This is a genomic window from Klebsiella sp. JN_Kp122, assembly GCF_040062085.1.
Classification (GTDB): Bacteria; Pseudomonadota; Gammaproteobacteria; order Enterobacterales; family Enterobacteriaceae; genus Klebsiella; species Klebsiella aerogenes.
The window spans coordinates 233,231-249,563 of sequence record NZ_JBEAHW010000047.1 but is presented as its reverse complement, the minus strand read 5'-3'; the positions used below and the strand labels follow the sequence as shown (position 1 = coordinate 249,563).

Here is a 16,333-nt window from a genome sequence, read left to right as displayed (position 1 = left end):
GTCGGTTTTAATCGTGTAGTTTACCGTGGTCTTTTAACCACGCGGCGGTGCGGGTAACCCCCTCATCGAGGGTAACGATCGGCTGATAGCCAAGTTCCTGCTGAGCGCGGCTGATATCGAGGGTAAAGTCGAAATTGAGCTTCGAAACGCCGTAATGCGTGAAAGCAGGTTCTTTTGCCGATTTATTGCCGAAATGCTCCATGCTGCGGGCAATAATATCCAACATCGGATAGGGCACCGAGCGGATTCGGCACTTGATGCCCAGCTCGTCGATGAGCTTCTGCACGATACTGCGCAGCGTCCGCGGCTCGCCGTTGCTGATATTCCACGCCCGCGCGGAAGGTAAGTGGTCGCACTGCGGCTGACTGGCCAACCACATCGCATGCACCGCGTTTTCGTAGTAAGTCATGTCCACCAGCGCGTTACCGCCGCGCGGCAAGAGCACGCTGCCGTAGTGGCGCATCATTTGCACCATTCGCGGAATAAAGACCTTATCATGCGGCCCAAACAGGCTTTGCGGGCGCAATATCGTAAAGCGGGTATGCGGGTTCGCCTGCGCCAGCAGGTTGATAACCTCTTCGCTGGCCGCCTTGCTGCGGGCGAATTCATTGGCGAAGCGGTGTGGGCGGAAATCTTCCTGAATATCGCGATGGTGGTGATAATCGAAATAGAGCGAAGGCGATGAAATATGGACGAAATTGCGTACGCCCCAGGCAACGGACCATTCGCCAAGGCGGCGCGTTGCGCGAACGTTAGCTAAATCGAAGGCTTGCTGGGTACCCCACGGCGAGGTAAAGCTGGAACAGTGCCATAGCGTATCAATACCGGCGAGCATCACTTTAGCCTGCGAAGAGACCAGTTCGGTGAGATCGGCAGGAATAAACTCCGCGCCCATTTTGCTCAGAAGCTTACCCATCGCTTCGTTGCGCCCGGTCGCTCGCACGCTGATGCCCTTGTTGCGCAGATATTCCACCGCATTACGGCCTAATCCGCTGGTCGCACCGGTAACCAGTACCTTCATATCAATCTACTGTCCCAGAAAAGAATTTCGTGCGCATTTTTCCGTGATTCTCCCGAGTATGCAATGAGAATCATGAAAGAATAACGCTTAATCTTCGTTTTTGCCTGTGATTTGCTCGGCCTGGCGGGCGATGCGTCGCGCCATGCCGCGAAAAATAAACAGATGCGCCGGGATCATCAGTAGCCAGTAGAACAGGCCGGGCATGCCGTGCGGATGCCACCAGGCGCGAACGTCCAGTTCACGATGGTCGCCTTTATCGCTAATGGTAAAGCTTAAACGACCAAGACCGGGGGCTTTCATGCCAAACAATAGGGTTAGCTGTTGTTCTTCTTCCACAATAATCACTTTCCAACTGTCGACAGTATCGCCAGTTTGCAGATAATCATGTTGCGGCCGCCCTTTTGCTAAACGATGGCCGACCAGCAGATCCATGGCGCCGCGGATTTTCCACAGAATGTTGCCGAAGAAATAACCCTCTTCACCGCCGATTTGGTTCACCACTCGCCATAGCGCCTTACGGCTTGCCTGGGTGCTAACGGTGCAGCCAGCCTGCTTTGGGTAGTAGCCATACTCCGGCCGCCAGCGGGCGAAAGCCTGAGCGTCGTAGCCCCAATCGCTGGAGTTCACCAGCTGTTCTTCTTCTTTCAAAGTACGACGCACCGCCTGATCGAAGGGAATCAAGGTTTGCGGGATCAGCGCGCGAAGCGAACGATCGTCGGCGATCAGATCGTGCTTGAGACCCTGAATCAGCGCTTTAGCGATGGTGGGGGGCACCGAGGTGATAACGTTCAGGAACCACACCGAAATCCAGCGGGTCGGAAAGGGGATAGGGATCAACAGGCGATGCTTGCCGCTGACCGCCATAAAATGGGTGAACTGCTGCTGATAGCTGAGAATATCCGGGCCGGCGGCCTCGAAGACGCGGTGCTCGCGAGCCGGATGGTTAAGTAACTCCACCAGATAGTAGAGCAGATTTTCCAGCGCGATGGGGGTTGTGCGTGAGCGTACCCAGCGCGGCGGCGTCAGCACCGGCAGGTTGTAAACCATGTCGCGCATCACTTCAAAAGCGGCGGATCCGGCGCCGACGATGATACCGGCCCGTAACTCGGTAACGGGGATCCCTGACTCGCGTAGGACATCGGCCGTCACCTGGCGGGCGCGCAGATGGTCGGACTGCTCCTGCGCCGGAGCCTGCAGCGAGCTGAGAAATATCACCTGGCGCACCGGCGTCTGACGCAAGGCATCGCGCACGTTAATGGCGACCCGACGTTCATGGGCGATGAAATCGCCGCCTTCGCCCATGCCATGCACCAGATAGTAAAGGGTATCGACCCCGCGAAGCAGTGCCGGGAGATCCTGCGGCTGATTGAGGTCGATAGCGTGGCAGGTGACGCCGGGAAGATCGAGCTTCTGCAGCCTGTCGATATGGCGTGCCGCCGCCAACACCGGATAACCTCGTGCGCTTAATTCGCGCACCAGATGCTGGCCAATATAGCCGCTGGCGCCAAGCACCAGAATAGATTGCGACACGCCTGACTCCTTAGCGTTGTAAAAAGGCTTGCCAGTGACCGACCACTTCCGTCAACTGCTGGCGATTAACATCGAGATGCATGACCAGACGCACGACTGGCGAGGCGTTGATCAACACGCCGCGAGCCTGCATGAATTCGCCGAGCGCCCGAGCCTGCTCCTCACCGACGCGTACGAACAGCATGTTGGTATCGTGACGCATCACATCAGCGCCGACGGCGCGTAGCTGTTCCGCCATCCACGCGGCGTTGTCGTGATCCTCCTGCAGACGGGCTACGTTATTCTGCAGCGCGTACAGACCGGCAGCGGCCAGAATGCCTGCCTGACGCATCCCGCCGCCGACCATTTTACGCCAGCGAATGGCGCGGCGGATGTACGCTTCGCTGCCCAGCAGCAGAGAACCGACCGGCGTACCGAGCCCTTTTGACAGGCAAATGGTGAACGAATCACAGTACTGCGCAATATCGCGCAGCTCGCAGCCGTACGCTACAACGGCGTTGAAAATACGCGCGCCATCGACATGTAACGCCAGATTGCGCTGGCGGGTGAACGTCCAGGCCTCTTGCAGATAGCCGCGCGGCAACACCTTACCGTTGTGCGTATTCTCCAGGCTTAACAGGCGGGTGGGGGCGAAATGGATATCGTCGGGCTTAATTTTGGCCGCGACTTTATCCAGCGGCAGCGAACCGTCCGCCGCGGCATCGATCGGCTGCGGCTGAATACTGCCCAGCACCGCTGCGCCGCCGGCTTCATACAGATAGTTATGCGCGCCCTGGCCGACGATGTACTCTTCGCCGCGCTGGCAGTGGCTAAGCAGGCCAACGAGATTGGCCTGGGTGCCGGTAGGCAGAAACAGCGCCGCCTCTTTGCCTGCGAGCTCAGCGGCATAGCGCTGGAGTTCATTGACGGTTGGGTCGTCGCCATACACATCGTCCCCGACCGGGGCGGCCATCATGGCCTCCATCATGGCGCGCCCGGGGCGAGTTACGGTATCACTGCGAAGATCTATCACGGCATATCCTTGTTCTGATTCAGGGTGATAGCATTGTTTTACCTGAGCCAGTTGGTTTTCGCCAGTTCGATCACTTCATCGCCGCGTCCGCTGATAATCGCCCGCAGCATATACAGGCTAAATCCTTTGGCCTGCTCCAGCTTAATTTGCGGCGGGATCGCCAGCTCTTCCTTCGCTACCACTACATCGACTAATACCGGACCGTCGGTGCTAAAGGCGGTCTGCAGCGCCTCATCAACTTCAGAAGCTTTCTCGACGCGTATTCCTTTGATCCCGCAGGCTTCGGCAATGCGGGCGAAATTGGTGTCGTGCAACTCGGTACCGTCGGTCAGATAGCCGCCGGCTTTCATCTCCATCGCTACAAAGCCGAGAATGCTGTTATTAAAAATAACGATTTTCACCGGCAGCTTCATCTGCGCCAGCGATAGAAAATCCCCCATCAGCATGCTGAAACCGCCATCGCCGCACATGGCGATGACCTGGCGATTCGGCGCGGTCGCTTTGGCGCCAATAGCCTGCGGCATGGCGTTGGCCATCGAGCCGTGGTTAAACGAACCCAACAGGCGGCGTTTGCCGTTCATCTGCAGATAGCGTGCCGCCCAGACGGTGGGGGTACCGACGTCGCAGGTAAAGATCGCGTCGTCGTCGGCAAAGCGGCTAATCTGCTGCGCCAGATACTGGGGATGGAGCGCTTTTTCGCTGGGTTTGGCGAGATCGTCAAGCCCTTTACGCGCTTCGCGATAATCCTCCAGCGCTTTATCGAGGAAGCGACGATCGGTTTTCTCTTCCAGCAGCGGCAGCAGGGCTTTCAGTGTCGATTTGATATCGCCCACCAGCGCCATGTCGACCTTACTATGCGCGCCGATGCTACCGGGGTTGATGTCGATCTGAATAATTTTGGCGTCGGTAGGGTAGAACGCGCGATAGGGGAACTGGGTGCCGAGCAGGATCAGCGTGTCGGCGTTCATCATGGTATGGAAACCGGAAGAGAAGCCGATAAGCCCGGTCATGCCAACATCGTAAGGATTGTCGTATTCGACGTGCTCTTTCCCGCGCAGGGCATGGACGACAGGGGCCTTAATTTTTGCCGCAAACTCCACCAGCTCCTGGTGCGCGCCGGCGCAGCCGCTGCCGCACATCAGGGCAATATTACTCGAGTAGCGGATCAGCTGCGCCAGCTTGTGCAGCTCTTCATCCGCCGGAGTGACCGTGGGCTGCGGAGCGTGATACCAGTGGCTGCTGGCGCTTTCCGGGGCCGGTTTCAGCGCCACGTCGCCGGGCAGGACCACCACAGACACGCCGCGGTTAATCACCGCCTTACGCATGGCGATAGCCAGAACTTGCGGAATTTGCTCCGGTGTGGAGACCAGCTCGCAGTAGTGGCTACATTCGCGGAACAGCTCCTGCGGATGCGTTTCCTGGAAATAACCGCTGCCGATTTCGCTCGACGGAATATGGGCGGCGATAGCCAGAACCGGTACGTGGTTACGATGGCAATCAAACAAACCGTTAATCAGATGAAGGTTGCCCGGTCCGCAGGAACCGGCGCACACCGCCAGCTCGCCGGTGAGTTGGGCTTCGGCACCGGCGGCAAAGGCGGCAACCTCTTCATGGCGGGTCGGCATCCATTCGATGGTCCCCATGCGGTTTAAACTGTCGCTCAAGCCGTTGAGGGAATCCCCGGTCACTCCCCAAATACGTTTCACGCCGGCCTGTTCAAGCGTTTTGGCAATATATGACGCTACGGTCTGTTTCATGGTTTTCCATCTCCTTTTTGTGATAACGCTATCAAGCTTAGATGAAACTACAGGTTACGTTGCCAATTGCCCCTTATTTTTCACTGGTTTTGTTGGTGGAATATTGTGCATACTCTGGGATCACACAGGGTGTAAAACAGGAAGCACATCAAATGGTTAAGGGATTGTTAAACGCAGTAAATAAAACGCTGTCGCATGAAGATGCCGGTAAACTCTTGTTACGACTTGCCGTTGGCGGCTTAATGTTGTTTCACGGTCTACATAAGCTAATCGACGGCGTGGATGGCATCAGCGGCATGCTGGTCGCGAAAGGGCTACCGGGCTTTATTGCCTATGGCGTGCTGGTGGGGGAAGTCGTCGCGCCTTGTTTACTTATTCTTGGCGTTTTGACGCGCCCGGCGGCGTTGGTGCTGGCGTTTACCATGGCGGTGGCCTGGCTGATGGTTGGGACAGGTAAAACGTTCGCGCTGGATGCGGTCGGCGCATGGGCGATTGAAAGCCTGGTCTATTTCTTTATCGGCGCACTGGCGATTGCGCTATTAGGGGCAGGGCGTTATTCGTTGGCCGGTCAGTCGGCCTGGCGGTAAAAAAGTGCCGGATAAGGCATTAATGCCTTATCCGGCCTACGGTCCGTGCGGCCTGCCTTTAATTTATTCACCACGCTGGCTGACACTACTGGTGCTGGTGATCTCAAAATCCCCCGGTGGCGCTGCAGCTTACCGGGGCTACAGCACGATGCGATTTGGTAGCCCGGAGAAGGCGCAACGCGCCGCGTCCGGGAAAACCCTTAAAAAAGTTGCAAACCGATAACAGTGCGGCCTGCCTTTAATTTATTCACCATGCTGGCTGAAACTATCGGTGTTGGCGGCCTCAAAATCGCTGAGACGTTCCCGGAAGGCCGGGGCAGCCCGCATGGATGCGGGCTGAGGGCCGTGTTTTGCACGGACGCTGCCTCGGCCCGACCCGAAGCCTGCCGGGATAAGTCGAAGGTACCATGAAGTGGCGATTTTGGCGGCCAGAGCCCGGGGGGGCAGGGGGCGGCGGCGACTGGCCGCCCCCTGTGCGCTCCCTGCGCCATGAGGGGCATAACGCAGAAGAAATATCGGAGCGCAATGTGCTCAGAATTAACACAAAGCACATGTTTTCCCCGACCAAAACCGTTGCAAACCGATAACAGTATCTACGGCCCTGTAGCCCCGGTAAGCGGTAGCGCCCCCTGGGATTTTAACCTCAGGCGAGAACCAGATCGCTCTGCGGGTGGCAGGAGCAGGCCAGCACGTAGCCGTCGGCGATTTCGGCATCGGTCAGCGTCATGGTGCTGGTAACGCTATATTCGCCGGCAACCACTTTGGTTTTGCAGCAGCCACAGACGCCAGCGCGGCAGGCGACGGTCACCGGTACCTTATTGCTCTCCAGCGCTTCCAGCAACGTGGTGCCGACCGGCGCGTAGAACGTTTTCGCCGGCTGCAGCTTGGTGAATTTCAATCCGTCGGTAGCGGCTTCCGCCACCGGGGTAAAGAACTTCTCTTTAAAGAAACGCGTCACGCCAAGCGCCGTCACTTCCTGTTCGACCATCTCCATATAAGGCGCCGGGCCGCAGGTCATTACGGTACGGTTGGCTAAATCCGGCACGCTTTGCAATAGTTCGCGGGTGAGGCGACCGGCGACGAAGCCCGGCGTCGCGTCGTGTTCCGCCACCAGCGTGACCGGGTATTGACGCCACTCTTCGGCGAAAATGACATCCTGCGGCGAACGCACGTTAAAGATAACCTGCACATCTGCCTGCGGACGATACTTCGCTAACCAGCGGCGCATCGACATAATCGGCGTCACGCCGCAGCCGGCGGCCAGCATCAGAAAACGATCGCTTGTTTTATCTTCACAGGTAAACTCGCCCATCGCATCCGACAGCCAGATATAGTCGCCGCGTTTCACATCGCGGGTTAACCACTGTGAGCCTGCGCCATCATCAATACGACGAACGGTCAGCGTAATGTATTCACTGACCCCCGGCGTTGAGGAGAGGGTGTAGGCACGCAGCGTATCCGCCGAATGGCGCACGCTGACCAGCGCGTACTGCCCGGCGCGATAGGGATAGTAGTCGTGGCACAGCAACGAAATGGTCCACACATCAGGCGTTTCCTGCTGAATATGATGAACCTGCATCCGCCACGGGCACTGATCGGTTGGCATTGTCATGCGGTGACTCCTTATGCGCTCAGCAACTGCTGCATATCTTGTTCTACGGTGGTGACGGAACGCAGACCAAATTTCTCGTTGAGGATAGCCAGCAGGTCCGGGGTGAAGAAGCCTGGCGCGGTCGGACCGGTGACGATGTTTTTCACCCCCAGCGACAGCAGCGTCAGCAGGATGACGATGGCTTTTTGTTCGAACCAGGAGAGCACCAACGACAGCGGCAGATCGTTTACGCCGCAGCCCAGTTTTTCCGCCAGCGTTACCGCGAGAATAATCGCCGAGTAGGCATCGTTACACTGACCGGCATCGACCAGACGCGGCAGGCCTTCGATATCGCCGAAATCCAGTTTGTTGAAGCGGTATTTACCGCACGCGAGGGTCAAAATCAGGCAGTCGTCCGGTACGCTGGTAGCGAAATCGGTGAAGTAGTTACGTTCGCCGCGCGCGCCGTCGCAGCCGCCGACGAGGAAGATGTGACGCAGTTTTTCACGGCTAACCAGATCAATCAGCGTATCCGCCGCGCCGAGCAGCGTCTGGCGACCGAAGCCGACGGTGATCAGATGCGGGATTTCGCTGTACGGGAAGCCGGCCATTTGCTGCGCCTGGGTGATAACCGGGGAGAAATCTTCGCCTTCCAGATGATTGACGCCCGGCCAGCCGACGATGCTGCGGGTCCAGATGCGGTCGTCGTAGGCGCCGACGGTTGGGTCGATGATGCAGTTCGAGGTCATCACGATGGGGCCCGGGAAGCGGGCGAATTCAACCTGCTGGTTTTGCCAACCGCTGCCGTAGTTGCCAATCAGGTGTTTGAACTTACGCAGCTCCGGATAACCGTGCGCCGGCAACATTTCACCGTGGGTATAGACGTTAACGCCGGTGCCTTCAGTCTGCTCCAGCAGGTTATAGAGATCTTTCAGGTCGTGTCCGGAGATCAGGATGCACTTACCTTCGGTGGCTTTAACGTTGACCTGAGTCGGCGTTGGGTGACCATATTTCGTGGTTTCACCGGCGTCGAGGATACTCATCACTTTGAAGTTCATCTGGCCGATTTCCATCGAACACTCCAGCAGAGCGTTCATATCGGCAGGCCAGGTACCCAGCCACGCCATGATTTTATGATACTGGGCGTAAATGTCGTTGTCGTACTGACCGAGCACGTGCGCGTGTTCCATATAGGCCGCGGCGCCTTTCAGGCCGTACAGGCACAGCAGGCGCAGGCCGAGGATATTCTCGCCGATCGCGGCCTTGTCTTTATTTGGCGTATAGTCCGCCGCCTGACGCTGCAGATCGCCCAGATCATCGCTGACCAGTTGCAGATCGGCTACCGGGCTGTCGACCGAAGCGTTGGCATCAATATTCAGGCATTGCGCTTTCAGCGCCTCGCGCATGGCGATCGCCTGACGGGCGTAACCAACGATACGCGGCGAGTCGAAGTTCACGTTGGTCAGAGTAGAGAAGAACGCGCGCGGGGCGAAATTATCCACCTCATGATCGATGATGCCATATTCACGCGCTTTAACGGCCCATGCGGACAGACCCTGCAGAGAAGCAATCAACAGATCCTGCAAATCAGAGGTCTCAGCGGTTTTACCGCACATACCCTGCGCGTAAGAACAGCCATTTCCTGCCGGCGTACGGATAGTTTGTTCACATTGCACACAAAACATGATCACACCTTTTAAAGTTATATTTTAGATACATGTTTAAGATTATGCCTGTGGCTGTACGGAGAAAAGGTATTTCTGACACAACTTAAAGGGAGATTGATTTAGCGCAATTTTGGCGGTAGGGAATCTACCGCCACGGGGGATCAGGCTGAGAAGAACGCCATCAGTACCGGCACCAGCAGACTAAGGATAAAACCGTGTACGATAGCTGCAGGAACGATTTCTACGCCGCCTGAGCGCTGTAGCACCGGTAGAGTAAAGTCCATTGAGGTTGCGCCGCACAGCCCAAGCGCGGTAGAGCGGCTACGCAATACCATGCCGGGGATTAACATTATCGCCAGCAGTTCGCGGGCCAGATCGTTAAAGAATGTCGCGCTGCCAATGACCGGGCCATAGGATTCGGTCATCAGGATCCCGGAAAGGGAGTACCAGCCGAAGCCGGACGCCATCGCCAGACCGGTTTTAATGGGCAGACCAAGAATAAGGGCATTAATCACTCCGCCAAATAATGAGCTCGCCGCGACCACGACCGCGACAATCATTCCGCGGCGATTAAGCACAATTTGCCGTAATGTCATTCCATTATTACGCAGCTGAATACCGATAAGGAATAACAAGAAAATTAACGTATATTCGCTGGCTTCGGTCGCGTGTTGTAAAAATGAGAGGCCGCTTAACCCCAGCAGGAAACCAATTAGTACGACGCCAAGCAGCTGCAGCGACTCGAGAGCCATCGCCAGGCGCGAGGGTAATTTTTCCGGACGATGCTTGACCCGCCACGGCATTTTTTTATCCAGCCATAATAGTGCTGCAATATTGCACAGAATAATAACCACAATGCTTACCGCAGAGTAATGCAGTATCGACAACAGATTGCTGCTGAGATTATCGAGGAAGGCAAGGCTAATCCCCATGAAAAAGAGGATCACGTAAACAATCCAGCTCAGCAGCCGGGTAATCAGTTTAAGTGCGGAAGGGTGACGCAGAGGAATCAGATAGCCGACAATCAACGGCAGCAGAATGATTAATAGTCCCGAAAACATGAACGGCAAGGTCCTTGCAAATTAAGAATAGCGCCAATGACACTACCCAATTCGCCAGGCCGAGTAAAGCTGTCGACAAAAAGAAAAAGCCCGGCATCGCCGGGCTTCTCGCGAGGATTAATCGCGTTTTTCGAGCAGGGTGCGATACAGCACGCCGCCGAGGATACCGCCGATGATTGGCATAACCCAGAACAACCACAGCTGTTGCAGCGCCCAGCCGCCCTGGAAGATAGCGACCGCGGTGCTACGCGCCGGGTTAACGGACGTGTTGGTCACCGGAATGCTAATCAGGTGGATAAGGGTCAGCGCCAGGCCGATAGCGATCGGCGCAAAGCCCGCGGGGGCGTTTTTATCGGTCGCACCGTGAATAACCAGCAGGAAACCACAGGTCAGCACGATTTCGATAACGATAGCGGACAGCATGGAGTAGCCGCCTGGGGAGTGTTCGCCGAAACCGTTTGAAGCGAAGCCGCTCGCGGCAGCGTCGAAACCGGCTTTACCGCTGGCGATAACGTACAGCACGGCGGCGGCAATAATACCGCCGACAACCTGTGCGACAATATAACCAATTACGTCTTTAGCCGGGAAACGACCGCCAGCCCACAGACCTAAAGTCACCGCCGGGTTAAAGTGACCGCCGGAAATATGGCCCACGGCGAACGCCATAGTTAATACGGTTAAACCAAAGGCTAAGGCCACGCCGGCAAAACCAATTCCCAGTTCCGGGAAAGCCGCTGCCAGCACTGCGCTACCGCAGCCGCCGAATACGAGCCAGAATGTGCCAAAGCACTCTGCTGCTAATTTTCTGAACATAACCACCTCAAATAATAATGTAAACGAACACGTTATGACGTGCCGGTCTTTATTTATCGACGCAAAGAATGACGATAAAAATAAAGCGCCGCTATTTTAGGAACGAACGCCACCCTCGGACTAGTTAAATAAATTGATGTAATTTGATTTAGAGCAATGAGATGGTCTTCCTTTCACCATGCATGAATTATGCAAGTGTAGAACATAAATTTGAAAAATAAACTACTCACAATGATGAATTATTTAATTAATTAAATGAAATTAAGTGTTGTAACCTTACAAACTCTTATGCCCCAACGGGCTATGGTTCACTCTTTGCGCAAAGGATGCCATGTCGCCCCGGTCTCGCTATACTGCTGATTACTGAAGGAGAATGTGGCGCCAGGTGGAGGGGATATGCATCTTGAGCGTGTAGAGATCGTCGGATTTCGCGGTATCAACCGTTTATCGTTGATGCTTGAGCAAAACAATGTGCTAATCGGCGAGAACGCCTGGGGGAAATCCAGTCTGCTGGACGCTCTGACGCTGCTTTTATCGCCTGAGTTTGACCTGTACCATTTCGTGCGCGATGACTTCTGGTTTCCCCCCGGCGATATTCAGGGGCGGGAGCATCATCTGCATATCATTTTAACCTTCCGCGAAAATGAACCCGGGCGCCATCGCGTACGCCGTTTTCGCCCCCTTAGCGATTGCTGGGTGCCCTGTGATGACGGCTATCAGCGCATTTTCTATCGCCTTGAGGGTGAGCTGGCTGATGACGGCAGCGTGATGACTCTGCGTAGTTTTATTAACTGCCAGGGAGAGGCGCTGGAGATGCATGATATCGACGATCTGGCGCGCCACCTGGTGCGCTTAATGCCGGTATTGCGCCTGCGCGACGCCCGCTTTATGCGCCGAATTCATAACGGAACCGTGCCGCATTCGCCGCAAATTGAGATTACCGCCAGGCAACTGGATTTTCTCTCCCGCGAACTGGTCAATCATCCGCAAAATCTTACCGATGGACAAATCCGCGAAGGGCTGTCGGCGATGGTGCAACTGCTGGAACATTACTTCGCCGAGCAGAGCAGCGCGCAAAGCCGCAATCGCCTGATGCGCCGACGTTCTCATGACGAACAACGCAGCTGGCGCTATCTCGATATTATTAACCGAATGATTGATAAACCCGGCGGTCGCAGTCATCGGGTGATCTTGCTTGGGTTGTTCTCCACTTTATTGCAGGCGAAGGGAACCGTCCGACTCGATCGCGATGCGCGGCCGCTGCTGCTGATTGAGGACCCGGAAACGCGTCTGCATCCGATCATGCTCTCGGTCGCCTGGCATTTGCTGAATCTGCTGCCACTGCAGCGAGTGACCACGACCAATTCCGGCGAGCTGTTGTCGTTGACGCCGGTTGAGCAGGTGTGTCGGCTGGTGCGTGAATCGTCCCGCGTCTCGGCGTGGCGGCTCGGTCCCGGCGGGATGAATGCGGAAGATAGTCGCCGCATTGCGTTTCATATTCGCTTCAACCGCGCGTCATCGCTGTTTGCCCGTTGCTGGTTACTGGTGGAAGGCGAAACGGAAACCTGGGTTATCAACGAACTGGCGCGCCAGTGCGGGCATCATTTCGATGCTGAAGGGGTGAAGGTGATTGAATTCGCCCAATCCGGGCTCAAGCCGCTGATAAAATTCGCCCGCCGGATGGGGATTGAATGGCATGTGTTGGTTGATGGCGATGAGGCAGGAAAGAAGTATGCCGCTACGGTACGTGGGCTGCTCAACAATGATAACGAACTGGAACGAGTGCACTTAACCATGCTTCCGGCAATGGACATGGAACACTTTATGTATCGTCAGGGGTTCGACGATGTATACCACCGTGTGGCGCAGATCCCGGAGAATATGCCGATGAACATGCGCCGGGTGATAACAAAAGCCATACATCGTTCATCGAAACCCGATCTGGCGATAGAGGTCGCGATGGAGGCCGGGCGGCGGGGAGTAGACGCCGTCCCGACATTACTGAAAAAGATGTTTTCCCGCGTGCTGTGGCTGGCGCGTGGTCGCGCTGATTAGGCCAGCGGCGAAAACCGTGCCATGTTACGCAAGACTCGCCGCAGCCGAACATCAATAAACATTAAGCATTGCTAAAATTCTGGCTTCTGTTCGCCGCTGCTTCCGTTAGAATCATCGTCCGAGCTGCGGGGAAAAGATCAGGAATTTTTTTATGACATTGAATGGAAAACGCAGGAAAGTCTGGTGGCTGTTGGCGTTAGTGGTAGTGATAGCGGCCATTTGGGGATGGCGCATTCTTAACGCGCCGTTGCCGCAGTATCAAACGCTGGTGGCGCGCAAAAGCGACCTGCAGCAGAGCGTTCTGGCGACGGGCAAATTAGATGCGCTGCGTAAAGTCGACGTTGGCGCCCAGGTCAGCGGCCAGTTGAAAACGCTGCGCGTCAATATTGGCGATAAAGTGCAGAAAGACCAGCTACTGGGGGTTATCGACCCGGAGCAGGCGGAAAACCAGATTAAAGAAGTCGACGCGACGCTCATGGAGCTGTGCGCGCAGTTGAAACAGGCGCAGGCCGAACGCAAGCTCGCGCAGGTAACATTAGCGCGCCAGCAGCAGTTAGCGCAGCGCCAGCTGGTTTCTCGTCAGGATCTGGATACCGCCGCCACCGATGTGGCGGTGAAAGAGGCGCAAATCGGCACCATCGAAGCGCAGATCAAACGCAACCAGGCGACCCTCGACACCGCGAAAACCAACCTCGACTATACGCGTATCCTGGCGCCGATGTCCGGTGAAGTGACGCAAATCACTACTCTGCAGGGACAGACGGTGATTGCCGCCCAGCAGGCGCCAAACATCCTGACCCTGGCGGACCTCAGTACCATGCTGGTCAAAGCGCAGGTTTCGGAAGCTGACGTGATCCATCTTAAGCCGGGGCAAAAAGCCTGGTTTACGGTACTCGGCGATCCTCTGACTCGTTACGAAGGTACGCTGAAGGATATTCTGCCGACGCCGGAAAAGGTCAATGATGCCATATTTTATTATGCGCGTTTTGAAGTCCCTAACCCGCAGGGGATCCTGCGTCTTGAAATGACTGCGCAGGTGCATATCCAGCTAGCGGAAGTGAAAAACGTGATTACTATTCCCCTCAGCGCGCTGGGCGACGCCATCGGCGATAACCGCTACAACGTGCGCCTGCTGCGCAACGGGGAAGTGAAAGAGCGTGAAATCGTTATTGGCGCGCGTAACGATACCGATGTGGCGGTAGCGAAAGGGCTGGAAGAGGGCGATGAGGTGATTATCAGCGAAAGCACGCCCGGAGCGACAAAATGACGGCGCTGCTTGAACTGCGTGATATTCGCCGCAGTTACCCCTCTGGCGACGGTGAAGTTGACGTGCTGAAGGGGATAACCCTCAGTATTGCCGCTGGGGAAATGGTGGCGATCGTCGGGGCTTCAGGGTCCGGGAAATCGACGCTGATGAACATCCTTGGCTGCCTTGATAAGCCCACCAGCGGTACCTATCAGGTTGCCGGGGTCGATGTGGCGCATCTGAGCGGTGATGAACTGGCCAGGCTGCGCCGCGAGCACTTCGGCTTTATTTTCCAGCGTTACCATCTGTTATCGCACCTCACGGCGGCGCAAAACGTCGAGGTCCCTGCTATCTATGCCGGTAAAGAGCGCCGGATTCGTCTTGAACGGGCGCGAGATTTACTCACCCGATTAGGTCTGGGCGAGCGAGCGGAATACTTCCCCTCGCAGCTCTCCGGCGGCCAGCAGCAGCGCGTGAGTATCGCGCGCGCCCTGATGAACGGCGGTGAGGTGATCCTCGCCGATGAACCGACCGGGGCGCTGGATAGCCGCTCAGGCGAAGAGGTTATGGCCATCCTGCATCAGCTAAAGGCGCAGGGGCATACGGTGATTATCGTCACCCACGACCCGCAGGTCGCGGCTCAGGCGGAGAGAATCATCGAGCTGCGCGACGGTGAAATTGTGCGTAACCCGCCGCCGTCATCGCCGGAGAAAGGCGGCGTGCTTCGCGCCGAATCCCGTGCGGAGCCTTCCGTCTGGCGTCAGTTCAGTAGCGGTTTTCGCGAGGCGCTGGTGATGGCCTGGCGGGCGATGGCGGCGAATAAAATGCGTACGCTGCTTACTATGCTCGGCATCATTATTGGTATCGCTTCGGTGGTCTCTATTGTGGTGGTTGGCGATGCGGCGAAACAACTGGTCTTAGCCGATATTCGCGCTATCGGCACCAATACCATCGACGTTTACCCCGGCAAAGATTTTGGCGATGACGATCCGCGTTATCAGCAGGCGTTAAAATATGATGATCTGCTGGCAATTCAAAAACAGCCGTGGGTGAGCTCTGCGACGCCGGCGGTATCGAAAAGCCTGCGCCTGCGCGCCAATAATATCGATGTGGCCGCCAGCGCCGAAGGCGTTGGCGCGCAATATTTCAATGTTTACGGTATGACGTTCAGCGAGGGAAATACGTTCAATGAGCTGCAGCTGAATAGCCGGGCGCAGGTGGTGGTGCTGGATAGCAATGCCCGCCGCCAGCTATTTCCTCACAAGGCGAAAGTGGTTGGCGAGGTGATTTTGGTCGGTAATATGCCGGCGACGATTGTCGGCGTGGCCGATGAGAAGCAATCGATGTTCGGCAGCAGCAAAATTCTTCGCGTCTGGCTACCTTACTCCACGATGGCCGGACGGGTGATGGGGCAATCGTGGCTAAACTCGATAACCGTCCGCGTGCAGGAGGGCTACGATAGCGCCACCGCTGAACAGCAGCTGGTGCGATTGCTTGAGCTCCGCCATGGCAAAAAAGATGTTTTCACCTGGAATATGGACAGTGTCTTGAAAACGGCGGAAAGGACCACACATACTTTACAGCTGTTCCTGACCCTGGTGGCGGTGATCGCGCTGGTCGTCGGCGGAATTGGGGTGATGAATATCATGCTGGTTTCAGTGACGGAACGTACCCGTGAAATCGGCATCAGAATGGCGGTTGGCGCCCGGGCCAGGGATGTTCTGCAGCAGTTTCTTATTGAAGCGGTGCTGGTTTGTCTGGTGGGCGGCGCCATCGGCGTGAGTTTATCGTTGATGATTGCGTTCATTTTGCAACTGTTCTTACCCGGTTGGGAAATCGGTTTTTCGCCGCTGGCGCTATTGACCGCATTTTTATGTTCGACGTTGACCGGGGTGCTGTTTGGCTGGTTGCCGGCGCGTAATGCCGCGCGATTAGACCCTGTGGATGCGTTGGCACGAGAGTAAGGTGATAAAAATGCCAGTCAGAAGGACTG

12 protein-coding genes are annotated in these 16,333 nt (G+C 56.2%); 4 read left to right on the top strand and 8 right to left on the bottom strand.

Annotated elements, in window-relative coordinates; genetic code table 11:
- Window positions 1–7 precede the first annotated feature (7 nt).
- From ABLU78_RS22045 to poxB, 4 genes are all read right to left on the bottom strand, one after another.
- Window positions 8–1,021 (bottom strand): NAD(P)-dependent oxidoreductase, encoded by a 1,014-nt coding sequence (locus ABLU78_RS22045; protein ID WP_015367508.1) that lies wholly within the window; start codon window positions 1,019–1,021, stop codon window positions 8–10.
- An 87-nt stretch (window positions 1,022–1,108) separates the two neighbouring features.
- A complete protein-coding gene (locus ABLU78_RS22040) occupies window positions 1,109–2,551 on the bottom strand; it encodes an SDR family oxidoreductase (protein WP_015704863.1) in 1,443 nt (480 codons plus the stop codon).
- 10 nt (window positions 2,552–2,561) lie between these two features.
- Window positions 2,562–3,563: a low-specificity L-threonine aldolase gene (gene ltaE / locus ABLU78_RS22035; RefSeq protein WP_015704864.1), complete on the bottom strand. Its 1,002-nt coding sequence runs from the start codon at window positions 3,561–3,563 to the stop codon at window positions 2,562–2,564.
- A gap of 38 nt (window positions 3,564–3,601) precedes the next feature.
- Complete coding sequence (poxB, locus tag ABLU78_RS22030) at window positions 3,602–5,320, bottom strand: ubiquinone-dependent pyruvate dehydrogenase (protein ID WP_015704865.1); 1,719 nt, start codon at window positions 5,318–5,320, stop codon at window positions 3,602–3,604.
- Between the two features lie 152 nt (window positions 5,321–5,472).
- Here poxB and ABLU78_RS22025 point away from each other — a divergent pair, with 152 nt between their 5' ends.
- The gene (locus ABLU78_RS22025) at window positions 5,473–5,907 is read left to right on the top strand and encodes a DoxX family protein (RefSeq protein ID WP_015704866.1); all 435 of its coding nucleotides are present in this window, start codon (window positions 5,473–5,475) and stop codon (window positions 5,905–5,907) included.
- 643 nt (window positions 5,908–6,550) lie between these two features.
- Here ABLU78_RS22025 and hcr read toward each other — a convergent pair.
- The 4 genes from hcr to aqpZ all read right to left on the bottom strand — a co-directional run bounded on the left by hcr (window position 6,551) and on the right by aqpZ (window position 11,039).
- On the bottom strand, window positions 6,551–7,519 hold the full coding sequence (hcr, locus tag ABLU78_RS22020; RefSeq protein ID WP_015704868.1) for an NADH oxidoreductase: 969 nt from the start codon (window positions 7,517–7,519) through the stop codon (window positions 6,551–6,553).
- Between the two features lie 11 nt (window positions 7,520–7,530).
- On the bottom strand, window positions 7,531–9,183 hold the full coding sequence (gene hcp / locus ABLU78_RS22015) for a hydroxylamine reductase (RefSeq protein ID WP_015704869.1): 1,653 nt from the start codon (window positions 9,181–9,183) through the stop codon (window positions 7,531–7,533).
- Between the two features lie 143 nt (window positions 9,184–9,326).
- Window positions 9,327–10,226, bottom strand: a complete 900-nt coding sequence (locus ABLU78_RS22010) for a lysine exporter LysO family protein (protein ID WP_015367501.1) — start codon at window positions 10,224–10,226, stop codon at window positions 9,327–9,329.
- A 117-nt stretch (window positions 10,227–10,343) separates the two neighbouring features.
- Window positions 10,344–11,039 (bottom strand): aquaporin Z, encoded by a 696-nt coding sequence (gene aqpZ, locus ABLU78_RS22005; protein ID WP_015704870.1) that lies wholly within the window; start codon window positions 11,037–11,039, stop codon window positions 10,344–10,346.
- A gap of 396 nt (window positions 11,040–11,435) precedes the next feature.
- Between aqpZ and ABLU78_RS22000 the strand changes: the two genes are divergently transcribed.
- The 3 genes from ABLU78_RS22000 (at window position 11,436) to macB (ending at window position 16,304) form a co-directional block, all read left to right on the top strand.
- Window positions 11,436–13,094, top strand: coding sequence for an ATP-dependent endonuclease (locus tag ABLU78_RS22000; protein ID WP_045386697.1), 1,659 nt, complete (start codon window positions 11,436–11,438; stop codon window positions 13,092–13,094).
- A 151-nt stretch (window positions 13,095–13,245) separates the two neighbouring features.
- Window positions 13,246–14,361 (top strand): macrolide transporter subunit MacA, encoded by a 1,116-nt coding sequence (gene macA, locus ABLU78_RS21995; RefSeq protein WP_048228599.1) that lies wholly within the window; start codon window positions 13,246–13,248, stop codon window positions 14,359–14,361.
- On the top strand, window positions 14,358–16,304 hold the full coding sequence (gene macB, locus ABLU78_RS21990; protein ID WP_047064288.1) for a macrolide ABC transporter ATP-binding protein/permease MacB: 1,947 nt from the start codon (window positions 14,358–14,360) through the stop codon (window positions 16,302–16,304). The genes macA and macB overlap by 4 nt, the downstream gene beginning before the upstream one ends.
- Window positions 16,305–16,333 lie beyond the last annotated feature (29 nt).

Coding starts and splice junctions, on each gene's coding strand:
- ABLU78_RS22000 (WP_045386697.1), top strand. CDS start 11,436: ATGCATCTTGAGCGTGTAGAGATCGTCGGATTTCGCGGTATCAACCGT.
- macA (WP_048228599.1), top strand. CDS start 13,246: ATGACATTGAATGGAAAACGCAGGAAAGTCTGGTGGCTGTTGGCGTTA.
- ABLU78_RS22045 (WP_015367508.1), bottom strand. CDS start 1,021: ATGAAGGTACTGGTTACCGGTGCGACCAGCGGATTAGGCCGTAATGCG.
- ABLU78_RS22010 (WP_015367501.1), bottom strand. CDS start 10,226: ATGTTTTCGGGACTATTAATCATTCTGCTGCCGTTGATTGTCGGCTAT.
- hcr (WP_015704868.1), bottom strand. CDS start 7,519: ATGACAATGCCAACCGATCAGTGCCCGTGGCGGATGCAGGTTCATCAT.
- poxB (WP_015704865.1), bottom strand. CDS start 5,320: ATGAAACAGACCGTAGCGTCATATATTGCCAAAACGCTTGAACAGGCC.
- macB (WP_047064288.1), top strand. CDS start 14,358: ATGACGGCGCTGCTTGAACTGCGTGATATTCGCCGCAGTTACCCCTCT.
- aqpZ (WP_015704870.1), bottom strand. CDS start 11,039: ATGTTCAGAAAATTAGCAGCAGAGTGCTTTGGCACATTCTGGCTCGTA.
- ABLU78_RS22025 (WP_015704866.1), top strand. CDS start 5,473: ATGGTTAAGGGATTGTTAAACGCAGTAAATAAAACGCTGTCGCATGAA.
- hcp (WP_015704869.1), bottom strand. CDS start 9,183: ATGTTTTGTGTGCAATGTGAACAAACTATCCGTACGCCGGCAGGAAAT.